Source organism: Sporomusa intestinalis, from assembly GCF_055383785.1.
Window position 1 is genome coordinate 274,104 of record NZ_AP042390.1, and the last position, 17,784, is coordinate 291,887.

General features: G+C 56.6%; 13 protein-coding genes. All 13 read left to right on the forward strand.

The window, feature by feature from the left end; all coding sequences use genetic code 11:
* The first annotated feature begins 1 nt into the window (after position 1).
* The gene (glgA, locus tag ACZ481_RS01295) at positions 2–1,435 is read left to right on the forward strand and encodes a glycogen synthase GlgA (RefSeq protein ID WP_464768399.1); all 1,434 of its coding nucleotides are present in this window, start codon (positions 2–4) and stop codon (positions 1,433–1,435) included.
* A gap of 50 nt (positions 1,436–1,485) precedes the next feature.
* Positions 1,486–3,927, forward strand: coding sequence for a glycogen/starch/alpha-glucan phosphorylase (locus ACZ481_RS01300; protein ID WP_464768400.1), 2,442 nt, complete (start codon positions 1,486–1,488; stop codon positions 3,925–3,927).
* A gap of 16 nt (positions 3,928–3,943) precedes the next feature.
* Positions 3,944–7,453 (forward strand): bifunctional glycogen debranching protein GlgX/4-alpha-glucanotransferase, encoded by a 3,510-nt coding sequence (locus ACZ481_RS01305; RefSeq protein ID WP_464768401.1) that lies wholly within the window; start codon positions 3,944–3,946, stop codon positions 7,451–7,453.
* Positions 7,454–7,705: 252 nt separating this feature from the next.
* Positions 7,706–8,119 carry an RrF2 family transcriptional regulator gene (locus tag ACZ481_RS01310; RefSeq protein ID WP_464768402.1) on the forward strand — a complete coding sequence of 138 codons (414 nt, stop codon included), beginning with the start codon at positions 7,706–7,708 and terminating at the stop codon, positions 8,117–8,119.
* A gap of 20 nt (positions 8,120–8,139) precedes the next feature.
* Positions 8,140–9,525, forward strand: a complete 1,386-nt coding sequence (locus ACZ481_RS01315) for a cytochrome ubiquinol oxidase subunit I (RefSeq protein WP_464768403.1) — start codon at positions 8,140–8,142, stop codon at positions 9,523–9,525.
* A complete protein-coding gene (cydB, locus tag ACZ481_RS01320) occupies positions 9,516–10,520 on the forward strand; it encodes a cytochrome d ubiquinol oxidase subunit II (RefSeq protein WP_464768404.1) in 1,005 nt (334 codons plus the stop codon). Before ACZ481_RS01315 ends, cydB begins: the two co-directional genes overlap by 10 nt.
* A 24-nt stretch (positions 10,521–10,544) precedes the next feature.
* Positions 10,545–12,647: a WD40 repeat domain-containing protein gene (locus ACZ481_RS01325; RefSeq protein ID WP_464768405.1), complete on the forward strand. Its 2,103-nt coding sequence runs from the start codon at positions 10,545–10,547 to the stop codon at positions 12,645–12,647.
* Positions 12,648–12,664: 17 nt separating this feature from the next.
* On the forward strand, positions 12,665–13,993 hold the full coding sequence (locus ACZ481_RS01330; RefSeq protein WP_464768406.1) for a hypothetical protein: 1,329 nt from the start codon (positions 12,665–12,667) through the stop codon (positions 13,991–13,993).
* A gap of 15 nt (positions 13,994–14,008) precedes the next feature.
* The gene (locus ACZ481_RS01335) at positions 14,009–14,389 is read left to right on the forward strand and encodes a DUF1257 domain-containing protein (RefSeq protein ID WP_464768407.1); all 381 of its coding nucleotides are present in this window, start codon (positions 14,009–14,011) and stop codon (positions 14,387–14,389) included.
* Positions 14,390–14,415: 26 nt separating this feature from the next.
* The gene (locus tag ACZ481_RS01340) at positions 14,416–15,963 is read left to right on the forward strand and encodes an AAA family ATPase (protein ID WP_464768408.1); all 1,548 of its coding nucleotides are present in this window, start codon (positions 14,416–14,418) and stop codon (positions 15,961–15,963) included.
* Between the two features lie 20 nt (positions 15,964–15,983).
* The gene (locus ACZ481_RS01345) at positions 15,984–16,184 is read left to right on the forward strand and encodes a DUF2997 domain-containing protein (RefSeq protein ID WP_464768409.1); all 201 of its coding nucleotides are present in this window, start codon (positions 15,984–15,986) and stop codon (positions 16,182–16,184) included.
* Positions 16,181–16,768: a 4Fe-4S single cluster domain-containing protein gene (locus ACZ481_RS01350; protein ID WP_464768410.1), complete on the forward strand. Its 588-nt coding sequence runs from the start codon at positions 16,181–16,183 to the stop codon at positions 16,766–16,768. Before ACZ481_RS01345 ends, ACZ481_RS01350 begins: the two co-directional genes overlap by 4 nt.
* Positions 16,769–16,960: 192 nt before the next feature.
* Complete coding sequence (locus ACZ481_RS01355; RefSeq protein ID WP_464768411.1) at positions 16,961–17,476, forward strand: GNAT family N-acetyltransferase; 516 nt, start codon at positions 16,961–16,963, stop codon at positions 17,474–17,476.
* Positions 17,477–17,784 lie beyond the last annotated feature (308 nt).

Here is a 17,784-nt window from a genome sequence, read left to right on the forward strand (position 1 = left end):
TATGCTGAAGGTATTATTTGTGGCATCGGAAGCAGCGCCATTTGCTAAAACCGGCGGCCTGGGCGATGTGATCGGGTCTCTGCCCAAGGCGCTTAAAAAGCAGGCGATGGACGTCCGGGTTATCCTGCCTAAATACGGCTCGATTCCCGCAGAGTTCACGGAAAATATGACCCGGACCGCAACCCTTACGGTTCCTGTCGGCTGGCGCCGCCAGTATTGTGGCTTGTATGAACTGGAATATCAGGGGGTTACCTGGCATTTTGTCGATAATGAGTATTATTTCAAGCGGGAACAGCTGTATGGCTATTACGACGAAGCCGAACGGTTTGCCTACTTTTGCCGGGCGGTGCTCAAGGGGCTGCCCCACTTAGGCTTCCGGCCTGACATTATTCACTGCCATGACTGGCAGACCGGGCCGCTGCCGGCGATGCTGCGGCAGCAGTATCTGATGCGGAGTGCGTATGCGGGCATAAAAACCATGTTTACTATTCATAATCTTATGTATCAGGGGATTTTTCCCGCTGACATTCTGGGCGACCTGCTTGGCCTGCCTGCTACTGTGTTCACAGAAGACGGTCTGGAGTTTTACGGCCAGGTAAACTTTCTTAAAGGCGGTCTGGCCTTTAGTGATTGTATTACAACTGTCAGCAAGTCTTACGTGCAGGAGATTCAGCAGCCGTATTTCGGGGAAAAGCTCAATGGCTTTTTGGCTAAACGCCAGGCTGACCTGTATGGAATTGTCAATGGCATCGATTATGAAATATATCATCCGGCCCAGGACCCTGCCATCTATACCAACTATACCTGGCGGGGGACTGTAAAACGGCTGGAAAACAAGTGCAAGCTGCAGGCTGAGTTAGGCCTGCCTGTAGACAGACAAATCCCGCTGCTGGGGATTGTTTCCAGGCTGGTTGACTCTAAGGGCCTTGATCTTATCGCTCATGTTATGGAAGAGATTTTGAACCTGGATGTCCAGTTAGTGGTGCTGGGGACAGGTGAGGCCCGCTTTGAGCAGCTGTTTACTGATGCTGCGCGCCGCCATCCCCGGAAAGTGTCGGCCAATATTACTTTTTCGGAGGCGTTGGCTCACAGAATTTATGCCGGCTCTGATCTTTATCTTATGCCGTCCCGGTTTGAGCCCTGCGGTATCGGCCAGTTGATCGCCCTCCGGTACGGCAGTATTCCGATTGTCCGGCAGGTCGGCGGCTTAAAGGATACGATTACGCCGTTTAATCCGGCAACAGGCACCGGCAATGGCTTTGCCTTTATAAATTATAATGCCCATGAGATGCTGCAGGTCATTGAAGAGGCGGTGCGGTTATACCAAGACCGGAATCAGTGGGCTAAGCTAGTTAAAAATGCCATGCGTTCCGACAATAGCTGGCAGCACTCCGCTGGGGAATACCGGGCCCTGTACCAGTTAGTGGCGGATTGATGCCGGCCGGGGCAGGATGAGACCATCGCGGATGAGGGGAGGGGTTTACGATGTTTAAAACTAAAGAGGAATTCAAAAAAGCTTTTATTGAAAGGCTGGAAACCCTGTTCGGACAAAGCCTGGATGAATCTTCCACGACTGATAAATATGTGGCCTTCAGTGCCTTAATCCGGCAGATTATCAGCAAAAGCTGGTACCAGTCCAACAGGCAGTACCGGGCGACGAAGGAAAAGCAGGTCTATTATTTTTCTATGGAATTTTTGCTGGGACGGCTGTTAGGCAGCAACCTGTTTAATCTGGGGCTGACTAATGTCTGCGAGCAGGGGCTTAAAGAATTAGGCATTAACCTGAGCGAACTGGAGGCGGTGGAGCAGGATGCCGGCCTGGGCAACGGCGGGCTTGGGCGCCTGGCGGCCTGTTTCCTGGATTCGATGGCCTCTTTGCAATTACCCGGCCATGGCTGCGGGATACGTTATCGCCATGGGATGTTTGAGCAAAAAATTGTTGACGGCTATCAGATTGAGCTGCCTGATAACTGGCTTAAGGACGGCTATATCTGGGAAATGCGCAAGGCTGACCGGGCCGTAACCGTAAAGTTCGGCGGTCAGGTCCGGCTGGAGGCGCAAGGCGGGCGGCTGGTGGCGATCCATGAAAACTATGAGCCGGTACTGGCTGTTCCCTATGATGTACCGGTGGTGGGCGCCAACTGCAATACGGTAAACACCCTGAGATTATGGAGTGCCGAAACCAACCACTTTGATTTGTCTTCTTTTAGCAAGGGTGACTTTTTAAAGGCTGTTGAACAAAAATATTCCCTGGAAGCGACTTCGCAGATCCTGTATCCTGATGATAATTACCCGGAGGGGAAAACCCTCCGCCTCAAGCAGCAGTATTTCTTTGTATCAGCCGGCCTGCAGAGTATTGTCCGCCGCTATAAGCGGACCCACGGCAGCACCCCGGCCGACCTGGCCAGAATCCATGAGAAAATTGCCATCCACATAAATGACACCCATCCGGCCCTGGCCATTCCCGAGCTGATGCGGATTTTAATGGATGAAGAGGGCCTGGGCTGGGATGAGGCCTGGAACACCACCTGCAAGACGGTTTCTTATACCAATCATACGATTTTGCCTGAGGCTTTGGAAAAGTGGCCGGTTGACCTGGTGCAGGCCTTATTGCCGCGAATGTACATGATTATCCATGAGATTAACGAGCGGTTTTGCGCCGCCCTCTGGAAAAAATATCCCGGCCAGTGGGAACGCATCCGGGAAATGGCCATAATTGGCGACTGCCATGTCCGCATGGCGAACCTGGCGGTGGTGGGCAGCCACAGTGTCAACGGGGTGGCCGAGGTGCACAGCGAGATCCTGAAAAAAGAGGTTATGAGTAATTTTCATCAGTATTTCCCGCACCGGTTTACCAACAAGACCAATGGCGTGACCCACCGGCGCTGGCTGGCCAAAGCGAACCCCAGACTGGCGTCCTTAATTACGGAAACGATTGGTTCGGGCTGGCTGGCCCGTCCCAATGAGCTTGCCAATCTTCGGCGTTATGCCCATGATCCGGCCTTCCAGGCGTCTGTTAAGGCTGTCAAGCAGGCCAATAAGGCCAAACTGGCTGCCTATATCAAAGACAAAATGGCAATAACGGTTGATGTTAATTCCATTTTTGACGTGCAGGTAAAGCGCATTCACGCGTACAAGCGGCAGACCCTGAACGCGCTGCATATCCTGGATTTATACAACCGGCTAAAGGCTGACCCTGCAGTCGATATTGAGCCGCGCACCTTTATTTTCGGCGGCAAAGCGGCTACCGGCTACTATCTGGCCAAACGCATTATCAAGTTTATTAACACGCTGGCGCAGGTAATCAACAATGATCCGGCGATCGGCGGCCGGATCAAGGTGATTTTTCTGGAAAACTACAGTGTGTCCCTGGCAGAACTGATTATACCGGCTGCAGATGTCAGCGAGCAGATATCAACAGCCAGCCGCGAGGCGTCAGGCACCGGCAATATGAAGTTTATGATGAACGGCGCTGTTACCATTGGTACCCTGGATGGGGCCAATATCGAAATTCGCGATGAGGTGGGCGAGGATAATATCGTCATTTTTGGTCTGACAGCGGCTGAGGTGCTGAATTATTACAAAAACGGCGGCTATAACGCCCTGGAGGTATATCAGGGCAACCCTCGGCTCCGCCTGGTGGTCGACCAGCTGATGAACGGCTTTCTGCCGGTCAGCCCGGATGAGTTTCACAGTATCCATCATTCGTTGCTGCGCACAAATGACGAGTACTTTGTGCTCAAGGATTTTACCGGTTATGCGGCCGCCCAGGAAAAAGTGGCCTGCCTGTACCGCGACCCAAGCCGGTGGCAGGCCATGGCCGTTAATAATATCGCCTTTTCCGGGCGTTTTGCCAGTGACCGTACCGTAGCGGAATATGCGATTGGCATCTGGGGGATTAAGCCAGTCGTCATTCGGGAAAGTTAATGATGGAGGTGACGGCATGAATCAGTACTGGATATTGCACGACTCGCACAATCCGGAGTTTCGCAGCCCCTTTGGGGCTGTTTCTTGTCATACAGAGGTTACGTTAAGACTGCTGGTGACCATACCGCGGAACTACCGGGTGCCGCCGGTAGAGTCGGTGGTCCTCCGGCAGTGGCAGGACGGGGTCGGGGAAACGGTAACCACGATGCTTCCCGTCCCGGAACAGGGCGGTCAGCAGTTTTATCAGACCGTAATGGCCGCACCGGCTGTGCCGGGGGTTGTCTGGTATTACTTTATCGTCAGGCAAGGGGGCCAAACCTTTTATTATGGCAACAACGCGGAAGAGGCCGGCGGTGTGGGCCGGATTACCGATTCGCCGCCGCCGTCCTATCAAATCAGCATCTATAAACCGGGGGCGGTGACGCCAACATGGTTCAAGCATGCCATCGTCTATCAGATTTTTGTTGACCGCTTCCATAACGGCCTGCCTCAAGGTCAAATTCTGAATCCCCGGCCAGGCAGCCTGCTCCACGCCGACTGGCAGGACACGCCGGTATATACCCGGGATATGGATACCGGGGCGATCCTGGCCTATGATTTCTTTGGCGGCAATCTGGCCGGGGTTATTGCCAAGCTGCCCTATCTTGAGTCCCTGGGAATAACCGCCATCTATTTCAATCCTGTGTTCGCCTCGCCTTCGAATCACAAGTATGATACGGCTGATTATAAAACAATTGATCCGATGTTCGGGGATAATGCCCTGTTTGCTGAATTGTGCGCCAAGGCCAAGGCGCGGGGGATAGCCGTTATCCTTGACGGTGTGTTCAGCCATACCGGCAGCGACAGCATCTACTTTAATCAGGACAATACCTATGACAGCGTCGGTGCCTGCCAGTCCCCCGAGTCCCCTTATTATTCCTGGTATAAATTTTCCGATTATCCGGAGCAGTATGAATCCTGGTGGGGCATTGGCACCTTGCCCAATGTCAACGAAAACGATTTGTCCTATCAGAATTTTATCATTGATGCGGCCGACAGTGTGCTCCGGCAGTGGCTGGCACTGGGGATTAAGGGCTGGCGGCTGGATGTTGTTGATGAATTGCCGGCGGCTTTTTTGCAAAAATTTTATCAGACCTTAAAGGCAACCGATCCGGAGGCGGTTCTGATTGGCGAGGTGTGGGAAGATGCGTCCCATAAAGTGGCCTATGGCGAACTGCGGCAGTATTTTAACGGCGCGGAGCTGGATGCGGTAATGAATTATCCCTTTCGCAAGATCGTCCTGGACTTTATGCTCGGCTGGTGTGATGCGCAAGCGGCGCAACGGGCCCTGTTCAGCTTATTTGAGAATTATCCCCGGGAAAACTTTTATGCCAATTTGAATATTATCGGCAGTCATGATGTGCCGCGAATAGTAACCCTGCTGGCCGAGGCGCCGCCGGAGGAGTCGCAGAGCAAGCTTGCTGCTTTTAAGCACCGGCTGGAGCCGGCAGCGCGGGCGCTGGGGCTGGCCCGCCTCCGCCTGGTAATGCTGTGGCTGCTGACCTTCCCGGGCGCTCCCTGCATTTACTACGGTGATGAGGCCGGGGTTGAGGGGTATACGGACCCCTTAAACCGCCGGACCTTCCCCTGGGGCCGGGAGGACCAGGAGCTGCTGGCCTGGTGCCGGCTGCTTACAGGGCTGCGCCGTCAGTATTCGGTGCTTAGGACCGGTGAGTGGCTGCCCTTACTGGCTGAGGGTGACGTCTATGGCTATGGGCGGCGTATCCGGGGCGGTCAGGATGTATTTGGCGATCTGGAAGCGGACAATACGGCGATTATGATTTTCAATCGTAACAGCAAGGAGCCGGCTGCCATCCGTATGGATGGCGGCACCTGGTTTGCCGATCAGGCTTATGTAACTGATGTTTTGTCAGGTGAAAAGGTGTGGCTGCCTGAGCACGGCCCGCTGGAAAGGACACTGCCGCCGCTGTCCGGCTGCCTGCTGCTGGGCCAGGTGGCGCCGGCCGGCAAGGAGCTTAAGCGCCGCAGCGGTGTATTGTTGCACCCGACTTCGCTGCCGTCACCGTTCGGTATTGGCGATTTAGGGCAGGAAGCCTACCGGTTTGTCGACTTTCTGGCGGCCGCCGGGCAGCAGCTGTGGCAGTTCCTGCCCCTTAACCCGGTTGGTTTTGGCGAGTCGCCCTACCAGTGCCTGTCCGCTTTTGCCGGCAGTCCCCTGCTGATCGCCCCGGCGAAACTGGTAACCGCCGGCTGGCTGCGGGAAGCTGAGCTGCCTTATGGCGGCTTTAGACATTCTGACCCGCAGAGCATTGATTTTGCGCGGGTGAAGCTGTGGAAGGAAAAAATCTGCCGGCTGGCATTTGACCGCTTCCGGCACCAGCCCCAGTCTGCCTCCTATCAGGCCTTTCTGGACGATGCCGCTTTTTGGCTGGACGACTATGCGCTGTTTGCCGCGCTGAAAAAACATTTCTGCGGCTTAGCCTGGCCGGAGTGGGACCCTGATATCAGCCGCCGGGAAGCGGCGGCGCTGGAGTATTACCGGCAGGTGCTGGAGGAAGAGATTGCCTATCAACGGTTTTTGCAGTTTGTCTTTTGGCAGCAGTGGCAGGAGCTGAAAACCTACGCCAATGACCAGGGAATAAGCCTGTTTGGCGATTTGCCGCTGTTTGTCGCTCATGACAGTGCCGATGTCTGGGCCAATCCCCGGTTATTTCAGCTGGATGCGGGCGGCAATCCTGCCAAGGTAGCCGGTGTTCCCCCCGATTATTTCAGTGCTACCGGCCAGCTGTGGGGCAATCCGCTGTATGACTGGGAACAGATGCGCAAGGACGATTATCATTGGTGGCGGCAGCGCCTCACCGGGCTGCTCAAGGCGGTGGACCTTGTCCGGATTGACCATTTCCGGGGCTTCGAGGCTTGCTGGGAGATTCCGGCCGGTGAAACGACGGCTGTACATGGCCAATGGGTGGACGGACCGGGGCCTGAGTTTTTTGCCGTGCTGGAGCAGTACCTGGGCAAGCTGCCGCTGGTAGCCGAGGACCTGGGGGTGATCACCCCCGGCGTCAACCGGCTTAAGCACCGCTTTGGCTATCCCGGCATGAAGGTATTGCCCTTTAGCTTTGGCGGCGGCGGGGCAGCCCCGGATTTTCCCCATAATACCGGTTATCATACGGTTGCTTATACCGGCACCCATGATAATGATACGCTGCTGGGCTGGTATCAAAAGCTGGCCGGCACCGACCCCCAGCTCAGAGCGGTTGTGCTGGCCCACCTTCAACGGCTGCAGCTGGGCAGTGACTGGAGCGAGGCGGGGGTGTGTGAACAGCTTATCAGGCTGACCTATCTCAGTGCGGCCAATACGGTTATAATTCCCCTGCAGGATGTACTGGGCCTGGACAGCCGGGCGCGCATGAATACGCCGGGCACGGTGGGGGAGAACTGGGGCTGGCGGCTGGGACCGGGAATGCTTACGCCGGCGGTGGTTAAGCGTCTGGCCGGCTGGACTACGGCCGGCCGGCGGGGATAAGGAGCCAATCAGGCGCCGGCACTGCTGCCAGGTGGTGCCGGTGTACCCGGCGGCACCTGCTGCAGCGGGGGGGCCGGCAAATAAAAACAAGGTCAAGAATATATATCTATATTTTTATAGCGAATTATTTTTTAGTAATAAGATTTTTCAAATAATATCTATTGACATTATTTAGGTTTTAGCAGTACAATAAAATCAATACTATACCAGTTCAGTATTGATTTATTATGACAACTAGAAGGTGGTGCCATTGTGCAGTTGAATCAGGCCACTGACTATGCATTCCGGGTCGTTCTGTATCTGGCCGGGCTGCCGCCGGGCGAGGTGGTCAGTGGTGTTATTATTGCTGACAGGCAAAATATCCCGCACCGGTTTCTCCAGAAGATTATGCGGCTGCTTGCTGCCGCCGGCGTGGTAAAATCATTCCGCGGTGTGGTGGGGGGATTTTCCCTGGCTAAGGCGCCGGCAGAAATCACTTTATATGATGTGATTGTCGCGATGGAAGGGCCGCTGGGCATTCACCGCTGCCTGGCCGACCGCAAAGCCTGTAACCGCAATTGTGGCCAGGAGTGTCCGGTCCATCAGGCGCTGGCCGGTATTCAGGACCGGTTTGCGGCTGATTTAGCCAGTGTTACTTTTGCAGCCCTGGCTGCTAAAAGCAAATAAATCTATCAGGAGGTAGGCAAATGGAAGAACTCATTTTGTCCCGCTGGCAGTTCGGGATAACTACAATCTATCATTTTCTCTTTGTCCCGCTGACGCTGGGGCTGTCGCTGATTGTAGCTATTCTGGAAACTATCTATGTCCGCACCGGTAATGAAATGTACAAGCAGCAGACTAAGTTCTGGGGAAAACTTTTCCTGATCAACTTTGCTATGGGTGTGGTCACAGGTATTGTTCAGGAGTTCCATTTTGGTATGAACTGGTCTGAGTACGCCCGGTTTATGGGGGATATTTTTGGCGCCCCCCTGGCGATGGAGGCGCTTACGGCCTTTTATCTGGAGTCCGTATTCATTGGCCTTTGGATTTTTGGCTGGGACCGCATCCCGAAGGTATTACATGCCGTGAGCATTTGGATTGTGGCGCTGGCGACTAATTTATCGGCTTTCTGGATTTTAACAGCCAACTCGTTTATGCAGTCGCCGGTAGGGTATGTCATTAACAATGGCCGGGCCGAGATGACCGATTTTGTTGCACTTATTACTAATCCCTATGTACTTTATCAATTTCCCCATACGGTTCTGTCCGGCTTTGTGACGGCCGGTATCTTCGTGTTAGCCATTAGTGCTTATCACCTAATCCGGAAAACGCATTTGGACTTTTTCCGGGCTTCGTTTCAATTGGGACTGGTCTGGACAGTTGTCAGTCTGTTTTTGTTAATGGGCAGCGGTCATGCCCAGACCCAGTTTATGGCCAAGGCCCAGCCGATGAAGCTGGCGGCGGCCGAGGCCCTGTGGGACACTGCTAAGCCGGCACCTTTTGCCATCGCCGCCATCATTGACGAACAAAACAAGACCAACACGGCCGAACTGAAGATTCCCGGCCTGCTGTCGCTGCTGGCCAATAATAATCCCAATACGGCCGTAAAAGGGATCAAGGACATCGAGCAGGAGTATATTGCACAATACGGCCCCGGCAATTACGTGCCTGCCGTCACGCCGGTATTCTGGAGTTTTAGAATCATGGTGGCCGCCGGTTCGATTATGATGCTGGTCGTATTGGCCGCCGGTTTCTTCTGGTGGCGCGGCCAGCTGGAAGCCAGGCCCGGTCTGCTGAAAGCGGTGCTGTGGAGCCTGCCGCTCCCTTATATTGCCAATTCCACAGGCTGGTTTGTTACCGAAGGCGGGCGGCAGCCGTGGATCGTTTTCGGGCTGCAGCGGGTGGAGCAGGCTGTGTCGCCGTCAGTTGGCGCGGCCAGTATCTGGATTTCTCTTGTGGGCTTTACTCTGGTCTATGCCGTATTGGCAGCGGCGGCTGTATATCTAATCCGGAAATTTGTCCGCCTGGGACCGGGAATAACAAGTGATCAGCTCAAACAACCGGCAGTGAAGGGGGCGACATTATGGAGCTAAGTGTGCTGTGGTTTATTCTGCTTACGGTGCTGTTTATCGGCTTTTTCTTTCTGGAGGGCTTTGATTATGGGGTCGGGATCCTGCTGCCTTTCCTGGGGAAAGAGGATACCGAGCGCCGGGTGATTATCAATACGATCGGTCCGGTATGGGACGGCAATGAGGTATGGATGATTACCGCCGGCGGGGCTATGTTTGCCGCTTTTCCCCACGTATATGCAACCTTATTCAGCGGTTTTTATCTGGCCCTGTTTCTCATGCTGATGGCGCTGATTGTCCGGGGCGTTGCTTTTGAGTTTAGAAGCAAGGATGAGAACCGGACCTGGCGCAGTACCTGGGATTGGATGATATTTATCGGCAGTGCCGTACCGGCCGTCCTCTGGGGAGTAGCGGTGACCAACCTGATCCAGGGGGTGCCGATCAATGCGGATATGCAGTATGTGGGGACATTTTTTGATTTGCTGAGTCCCTACACCCTGGTAGGCGGGGTTGCGTTTTTCCTGGTATTCACCTTTCATGGCGCTTTGTACCTGACCCTCAAAACCGAGGGGGATATGGTGAAGCGGTCCCGGCAGGCCGCAATCAAGACCGGCGTTCTCGCCGCGGTGTTCTGTCTGCTGTTAGTTGGCATGACTTACAGCCGCACCGATTTGTTTGCCAGTGCAGGGGCCGGTATTGCCCTGTGGGGAGCGGTGGCTGTGTTTGTCGCAGCCCTGGGGGCGGCCTACAGGCAGCGTTTCGGCTTAGGCTTTATTTTCAGCAGTTTGACAGTCATGTTGACAACGATTGCCTTCTTCTGGGGCCTTTTCCCCCGGCTGATGGTATCAAGCCTTAATCCGGCCTGGAGCCTGACAATTACCAATTCAGCCTCTTCCCAGTACACACTGACAATCATGACGGTGGCCGCTGTGGCGTTGGTGCCGGTGGTACTTGTGTATCAGGGCTGGGTTTACTGGATGTTTCGCAAACGGGTCAGCGCGAAGGAGCTGGAATATTAAACAACCTTTGCGGGCGGTGAGAAGATGGCGCTTCGTGATGACGATAAAGAATTTTTACGGCAGCTAGCCTGGATATATCCCAGCGAATATGTGGCTGAACTCAAAGAACTGGCGGAAGCCGTTATCGCCGAACAGCTGGCTGCCGGGGAGCGCCAGAATATCCGCGATATTATCTGGCGCATTATGGCTAAAATCCGGTCAGAGGCCGACGGCAGCACCGTGTCTGAGGCGGAGAAGGCGGCCAGCGAGGCGGCTCAGGCCGAAGCGGACCGGGAAACCCGGGACCGGGTGTGGGCGGCGCTCAGCGCCGGTCAGCTGCATATTCCGGCCGGCATGGGACCGGAGGTGATTCAGCCTCTGGTGGAAGCGCTGGCCGAACCGCCACTGGCGGCCAGGGCCCGGTCTGTGCTCTGCCGGCTGACAGACGGCGGAGCGATTGATGCCTTTTGCCGCGAATGGGCTAAGAGCCGTTCACCCGAACTTGAGGAAATATTGCTGGAAGCCGGGTATTTGGCAGCACAGCCGCTCCGGCTAAGGCTGCTGACCGTGCTGAAAACGAATGCTGACAGGGTTATGCTGGCCGAGGGAACTGAACTGGTGCCGGAACTGTTAGCTGCTGTCGATGATCCCGACCGGGGCATCGCCGGGCTTGCCCGGCGCCTGCTTCTAACCCTGACGGACAGGCAGGCCATTGATACCGTATGTGAAACTGTCCTGGCCGACCCGGAGAATGAGCGGCTGCAGGCCTGGGCGGTTATGGCCTGTTACGCACCGGCCAATGACAGCCGGGCGGCTTTGTACTACGCTGTTACCGGGCAATGGGATAAATATTATGCTCTGGACTGGCAGGAAGACCGGCCGCTTCTGACCCGGGGCTATCGTGAGGCTGCGGTAACGGAACGGCGGCGATTTCTGGCCGCGGCCCGCCAAGGCGGCCAGGGTTTGCTGCTGACAGGGCTGCTCCTCACCGGCACTGGCCAGGAGGAATATGAGGAAATCACCGCTGCCGACTGGGAGGCGCTGCTGGATCTGCTTGCCGGCCAGCAGCGCTGGCCGGAATTGCACCGGCTGGTCTTCCGGGCGCCGGCCCAGTGGGCGGCCGAGATTACCCTGCTGTTGCGCAGCTCCGGCTGGCAGCCCGGGGCTTGGGCGCAGCCGGACTGGGAGAAAAGCCTTGCGGCCTGTCCCCGGGCCGGCAAAAACGCATTTGTTCCTGACGGACGGGCGCTTACCGACCTGGCGGCGGATCAGGGCGCTATTGAGGCTATGGCGTTTCATCCCAACAAGCGGCTGGCGGCCGGCGGGGGCTGTGACGGCCGGCTCAGGCTGTGGCAGTTGGGCAGTCCGCAGATATGGCGGACCGTGGATCTCCATGCCGAAGCGATTACGGCCGCTGCCTTTACCGCCGACGGCCGCTATCTGGCCACGGCCGGGCGGGAAGGCAAGGTCCATATCTGGCAGCTGCCGGCTGTGAAATGGGCCGGCAGCGTGAGCGGGCAGCCGGGGCTGGTGACGGCAATGGCCACCGGTCCGGGCGGCACCATTCTTGCTGCCGCCTGTGCCGGTGGTCTGACAGCCGCCCGGGTTTGGGAATGGGATGGGGCCTATATGACAATTCAGGGGCAGTATCCCGGCAACTGGTTTCACGCGGCGGCGGTCAGCGCTGAACACAGACTGGCAGTGGGGGGTGGCCGGGACGGTATTATCCGGCTGTATGCATTAACAGGCAGCCAACAGGACAACCGGTGCTGGGCGGCCCACACCGGGGCCGTAGAGGCTCTCAAGCTGAGCGGGGATGGGAATTACCTGGTGAGCACCGGGGCCGACGGGTTACTAAAAATCTGGCAAACAGCGAGCGGCCGGCTGCTCTGGGCCCTGCCGGCGGCCGGCCGGCTGCTGGCGATTAGCGCTGACGGCGCGTTAGCGGCCAGCGATAACCCCGGCCAGCGCAGCATTGCGATAAGGCAGCTGCGGCTGGTCAAACCGCTGGCCCAGGCCACTCATGCCGACTGGCACCATGCCGGGCGGCTGCTGGCCGCAGCGGACCTTGCGCCTGAGTCCGTCCGGGCGGTAGCGTTTTTACAGACCATCCTTGACAGCAAGTTCCGGTATGATATTAGGCTGTAGGCCGGGGAGGGGACGAGATGGCAGGCAGGCTGGCAATTGATTTTGGTCATTCCTATACCGTTGCGGCCTATTGGCGGCAAAGCAGCCGGCAGGCGGAAACCCTGTATGTGCCGGCGATTACGCGGCCAATTCGTGCCGGCCAGGGGCGTGGCGGCACAACCGTTTACGCCGCTCCCTCGCTGCTGGTGTATGAGCAGGAGCCGGCGGTCTGTCTGGTCGGACAGGAGGCGGCGGAGAAACTGAGTGGCGTGGTTGATGAGCGGCTGGTATACAGCCAGCTAAAGCTTGATGTAATTACAGGCAAACGGGTTTTTGGCCCTGCCGGCGGCCGCTGGCTTTGCCGACAGGATATGGCCAGGGACTATTTAGCAGCTGTCATCCGCCGTGCCAGTCAGGTTCTGGGGTTAGGAAGCGAGGCGGTTATCACCTTTACGGTGCCGGCCGAAGCTTGTCAGGCCGAACCCCTGTGGCAGCGGTATTGCCACTGGCTGAAGGGGACCGTGAGGCAGGCCGGGTTTAGCCGGCTGGATATGATTGAGCATCCCTGGGCCGCGGCCTGGGGGGCCGGTTTGGTTGTGAAGCCGGAGGACCGTTTTATTGTGGTTGACCTGGAGGCCGATCTGGCGGAGGTTGTGATTGCCCAGGCCGGAAAAGAGGCTGGCGGGGAGCCTGAGCGGCATCTGCGGATACTCAGCCATATTCGTGACTGGTTGATTGAACCTGAGCCTGGTCAGGATCAGGATTTGGCTATGTATACCCAGCTTGAGCAGCTCTTGCAGCAGGCGCTCCGGCAGACCGCCGGGCGGGGCTATGGCGGGGACGGGTATGCCGGTGTGGTTGTGACCGGCAGCGGCGGGCTGCCGGCTTTGGATCCAAGCGTTGTCAAGGCGTTTTTTGCCGGTATCCCTGTGTATGATCAATATTCGCTTAGCGCTGCCGCCTGCGGGGCGGCGTCACTGGCGGCCGGCACCGACGCCTGCGGCTATATCCGGCACTCCTATGGCGTGCGGTATCTGGAGCAGGGCCAATACCGCTATCAGCTGCTGGCAGCCAGCGGCACTTTTTATCCCAGCGCTGGCCCTGTGGCTGAATTGTCCATTAAAGCCAGCTATGACGGCCAGCAGGAGTACGGCTTATTTATCTACCGGCTGGAACTGGGGGCCGGCCACTGTGTAAACGGGGAAGAGCCGCTGATATTAAGGACCGGCCAGCCAGGGCGGTCCGGGCAGCCGGCGATCCGGGCCACGCTTCGCATTGACGGAACAGGCCAACTGTCGGTAACCGCCTGCGAGGCCGGCAGCGGCCAGGTTATTGCCACAAATGTACCGGTTGTTAAGCTTATCTAGAGGAGGCGCAGAAGGATGTCACATTTTACGCAGGTGGCTACTAAAATCACGAATAAGGAACTGCTGCTCAGCTGCCTTAAGGAATTAGGCTATGAGGCGGAAGAGGGCGCCGCGATCAAAGGGTACCGGGGCCAGGAAACGCCGGCGGATATTGCGGTGCGCATGCGGCAGGGGTATGATGTCGGTTTTGTTCTGGGCCCTGATGGGACCTACAGCCTGGTGGCCGACTGGTTTGGTGTGCAGGGCGTAAATGAGCAGCAGTTTACGGCCAAGGTCCAGCAGCAGTATGCACTGGCTACGGTTATGCAGCAGGTTAACCGCCAGGGCTTTAATGTTGTCGAGCAGCAGCAGGATGCCAGCGGCCAGATCCGGCTGGTTGTCAGACGCTGGGTATGAGACAGCGATGAAGGGGGCGGGAGTATATGGATAACTTTGCCGAGCAATTTGATACGTATATAAGAGCGCGGGTCACGCTGATTGTTGTCGTAACCCCGGAGGAGGAACGGGCTATTGAGCATGTTAAAACCGTGTGCGAGCAGAAAAACCGCACCTGCCTGTCCTGGGATGTTGCCGACGGCTTTGTGGTATTAACCGGCCGGACCGCGCTTGATCTAAAGTGCAGGGACCCGCTGGTGGCCCTTGATCTAATGGAAAAGACCGGCATGGACAATGCCGGGACAATCTTTGTGTGTAAGGATTTCCACGATTTTTGGACTAATCCGCCGGTGCGGCGCAAGCTGCGCAGCGTGGTCCAGCGCCTGACCCAGACCCGGACGTCAATCGTGATTACAACCCCTACCGGCCAGATTCCGGACGAACTGCAGGACGAAGCCGTGATCATCCATCTGCGCCGCCCCAGCGGGGAGGAGCTTGACGCGGTTCTGGACGGGTTGCTGAAGGGGGCCAATGTTAAGATCAATCTCACGGAGCCCGGGCGGGAAAAGGTAGTCCAGGCGGCGATGGGGATGACTGCCGGCCAGGCCCGGCGGGTATTTTCCAAAGCCATTGTTACCTGCGGCTGCCTGGACGACCGCAGCATCACCCTCATTACCGAGGAAAAGGCCCAGCTGGTCCGCCAAAGCGAGGCGCTGGAGTTCCTGAGCGCCACGGAAACCGCCGACAGCGTGGGGGGGCTGGGGGTGTTGAAAGACTGGCTGCGCCTGCGGGAAAAAGCGTTTACCAAGGATGCCCGCGACTATGGCCTGCCTGCGCCCAAGGGGATTGCCATGGTAGGGATTCCCGGGACCGGTAAAAGCCTGACGGCGAAGATGATCAGCGGCTTATGGCAGCTGCCGCTGCTCAGACTGGACGTAGGGGCTTTATTCGGGTCCTATGTGGGCGAATCGGAGGACAGAACCCGCCGGGCTCTGCATATTGCCGAGACGATCGCCCCCTGCATTTTATGGGTCGATGAAATTGAAAAGGCTTTTGCCTTTGGGTCAGGCGACGCCGGCACCAGCCAGCGGGTTTTTGCCACCCTGCTGACCTGGATGCAGGATAAAAAGGAGCCCTGTTTTGTGGTGGCCACAGCCAATAACATCGCGGCTTTACCGCCTGAACTCATGCGTAAGGGCCGGTTTGATGAAATCTTTTTCCTTGATTTGCCCCATACGGCGGAACGGCGGGAAATTTTTATCACCCATCTTAAGCGGCGGAACCGCTCACCCCGCGACTTCGACATCAACCGTCTGGTGAAGGAAGCGGACGGGTATGTGGGGGCTGAGATTGAGCAGGCCATTATTGATGCCATGTATCTGGCCTTTAGCGACCAGATGCGGGAAATTACCACCGAGGATATTGTGATATCGCTTAAGCGGCAGGTGCCGCTGTCTGTTTCCCAGCGGGAGAATATTCAATACCTCCGGCAATGGCTGCAGGAAGGCCGGGCCCAGTCGGCGTCTTATCCGGGCGAGGTTGCCGGTGAACCGGGTCCGGGCCAGGTGTTACTGGAAATCGAGACTGGCGATTAAGCGGGAAAGGGTGGTGCACGATGGAAAAAGAGGAACTGGAGATAACGATTGGCGCCGACGGCAAAGTCAATATTAAGGTGGCCGGGGCCAAAGGCGGCAAGTGCCTGGATATTACCAGGCCCCTGGAAGAAGCCCTCGGTGAGGTCAAGGTCCGGGAAATGACGCCTGAGTATTACCAGCAGCCGGATGATCTCACTAAAGTTAAGGACAGCCGGCGATGAATACCGGCGCCGGGGGTTTGCCGGGCGGCCTGATTAACATGGCCGCCTTTTTGCCGGCGTCCAGCGTTAACGGACCGGGGCTGCGCGCCGTAGTGTGGGTGCAGGGCTGCCGCCGCCGCTGCCCGGGCTGCTTTAATCCGGAGATGCTGGCGCTTAAAGAAAACCAGCTGGTGACGGCAGCGGAACTTGCCGGCCGGATTCTGGCAGCCGGCAGCATTGACGGGGTTACCTTTTCCGGCGGCGAGCCTTTTCTGCAGGCGGCGGCGCTGGCTGAGCTGGCGGCGATTATGATTAAACACGGCTTAACGGTAATGGTCTTTACCGGTTATGAATATAAGGAGCTTATACAGGCCGGTCAGCCTGACTGGCATAAGCTGCTGCAGGCAACAGACCTGCTGGTAGCCGGTCCCTATCTTGCCCACCGGCCCTCCCGCTCGTATCTGCGGGGCTCAGCCAATCAGGAACTGATTTTTCTTAGTCCCCGCCTGCGGGATCACCCCGATATAATCCGGCCGGCCGGCCAGGCGCGGGAGTTTATTATTGATGGGGCCGGCAATGTCATTATTACAGGCTTAGACGGATAAGCGTGCGGGTTATTAAAAAAAATTGCCGGCTTGCCACTGCCAGACTTTACTTTTTTCTGATAATGTTAGATAATGAGGAATACTATACTTAGTATACTTAGGCAAATAAAAATCCGCTTTTATACATATATTTGCTAAGGAAGGCGTGGTAGTGTGAGGTGTGGCTGTGTGCTTCAGGGAAAAAAAGTCTGTATGCGGACTGTACGGGAAAGTGATCTTGAATTAATTTATAGATTAATGACAGATGTATCGGAAAAGGGTATGTACTGGCTGCTCGATATTCCGGCTGAGCCGGCCTTTCGCCGGGGGTTTGCCGAAAAAGGATTCTGGTCGGAGAATTTTGGCCGGATGCTGATTACCGATAAAGAACAGGCGGGGAAGATTGTCGGCGAGATTATTTACTTCCGGAATGCCGATTACCGGGCCGGCTATGAGGTCGGCTACCAGGTTTTCCGGCGTGAGGACCGGGGGAAGGGCTATATGTCCGAGGCCCTGGCCCTGCTGTCGGCCTTTTTGTTTGAATCCAAACCCATTCCCCGCCTGCAGCTTACCCTGGTTGCCGGCAATGCAGCCAGCCGCAAGGTGGCGGAAAAGTGCGGCTACCGTTATGAGGGCACCCTGCGCAAGGCTGCTTTTCTGGCCGGCGAATATGTCGACCTTGAGATGTTCGGCCTGCTCCGGGAAGACTGCCCGCCCCTGCGGCTGTAAAGCCCGGCCGTGGCTGTCAGGCTGGGCCCGGGGCTAAGGGGAAGGGTAGTAATACATGGGGGGATGCCTGCTGGCATCCCCCTTTTTGGGATATTATCAGAATTTATAAGTTTTGCGAGGCTGAAAGTCCTTATAAAATAAGGGGAGCCAAGGTCAATGCCCAGCTTGAGCAGAGACAGTGCCCCCGCACCCCCGGTAACTTACGGGGTCAGGCCTTACTGTTTATACTAATGCTAATTCTAAATCATGCTGGGAATTCAGCAGAGTGGCCCCCGCTATTATGACCGTAAATCTGACAGCGTGGAAAA

Coding starts and splice junctions, on each gene's coding strand:
- ACZ481_RS01330 (WP_464768406.1), top strand. CDS start 12,665: ATGGCAGGCAGGCTGGCAATTGATTTTGGTCATTCCTATACCGTTGCG.
- ACZ481_RS01355 (WP_464768411.1), top strand. CDS start 16,961: ATGCGGACTGTACGGGAAAGTGATCTTGAATTAATTTATAGATTAATG.
- cydB (WP_464768404.1), top strand. CDS start 9,516: ATGGAGCTAAGTGTGCTGTGGTTTATTCTGCTTACGGTGCTGTTTATC.
- ACZ481_RS01305 (WP_464768401.1), top strand. CDS start 3,944: ATGAATCAGTACTGGATATTGCACGACTCGCACAATCCGGAGTTTCGC.
- ACZ481_RS01300 (WP_464768400.1), top strand. CDS start 1,486: ATGTTTAAAACTAAAGAGGAATTCAAAAAAGCTTTTATTGAAAGGCTG.
- glgA (WP_464768399.1), top strand. CDS start 2: ATGCTGAAGGTATTATTTGTGGCATCGGAAGCAGCGCCATTTGCTAAA.
- ACZ481_RS01340 (WP_464768408.1), top strand. CDS start 14,416: ATGGATAACTTTGCCGAGCAATTTGATACGTATATAAGAGCGCGGGTC.
- ACZ481_RS01345 (WP_464768409.1), top strand. CDS start 15,984: ATGGAAAAAGAGGAACTGGAGATAACGATTGGCGCCGACGGCAAAGTC.
- ACZ481_RS01335 (WP_464768407.1), top strand. CDS start 14,009: ATGTCACATTTTACGCAGGTGGCTACTAAAATCACGAATAAGGAACTG.
- ACZ481_RS01315 (WP_464768403.1), top strand. CDS start 8,140: ATGGAAGAACTCATTTTGTCCCGCTGGCAGTTCGGGATAACTACAATC.
- ACZ481_RS01350 (WP_464768410.1), top strand. CDS start 16,181: ATGAATACCGGCGCCGGGGGTTTGCCGGGCGGCCTGATTAACATGGCC.
- ACZ481_RS01325 (WP_464768405.1), top strand. CDS start 10,545: ATGGCGCTTCGTGATGACGATAAAGAATTTTTACGGCAGCTAGCCTGG.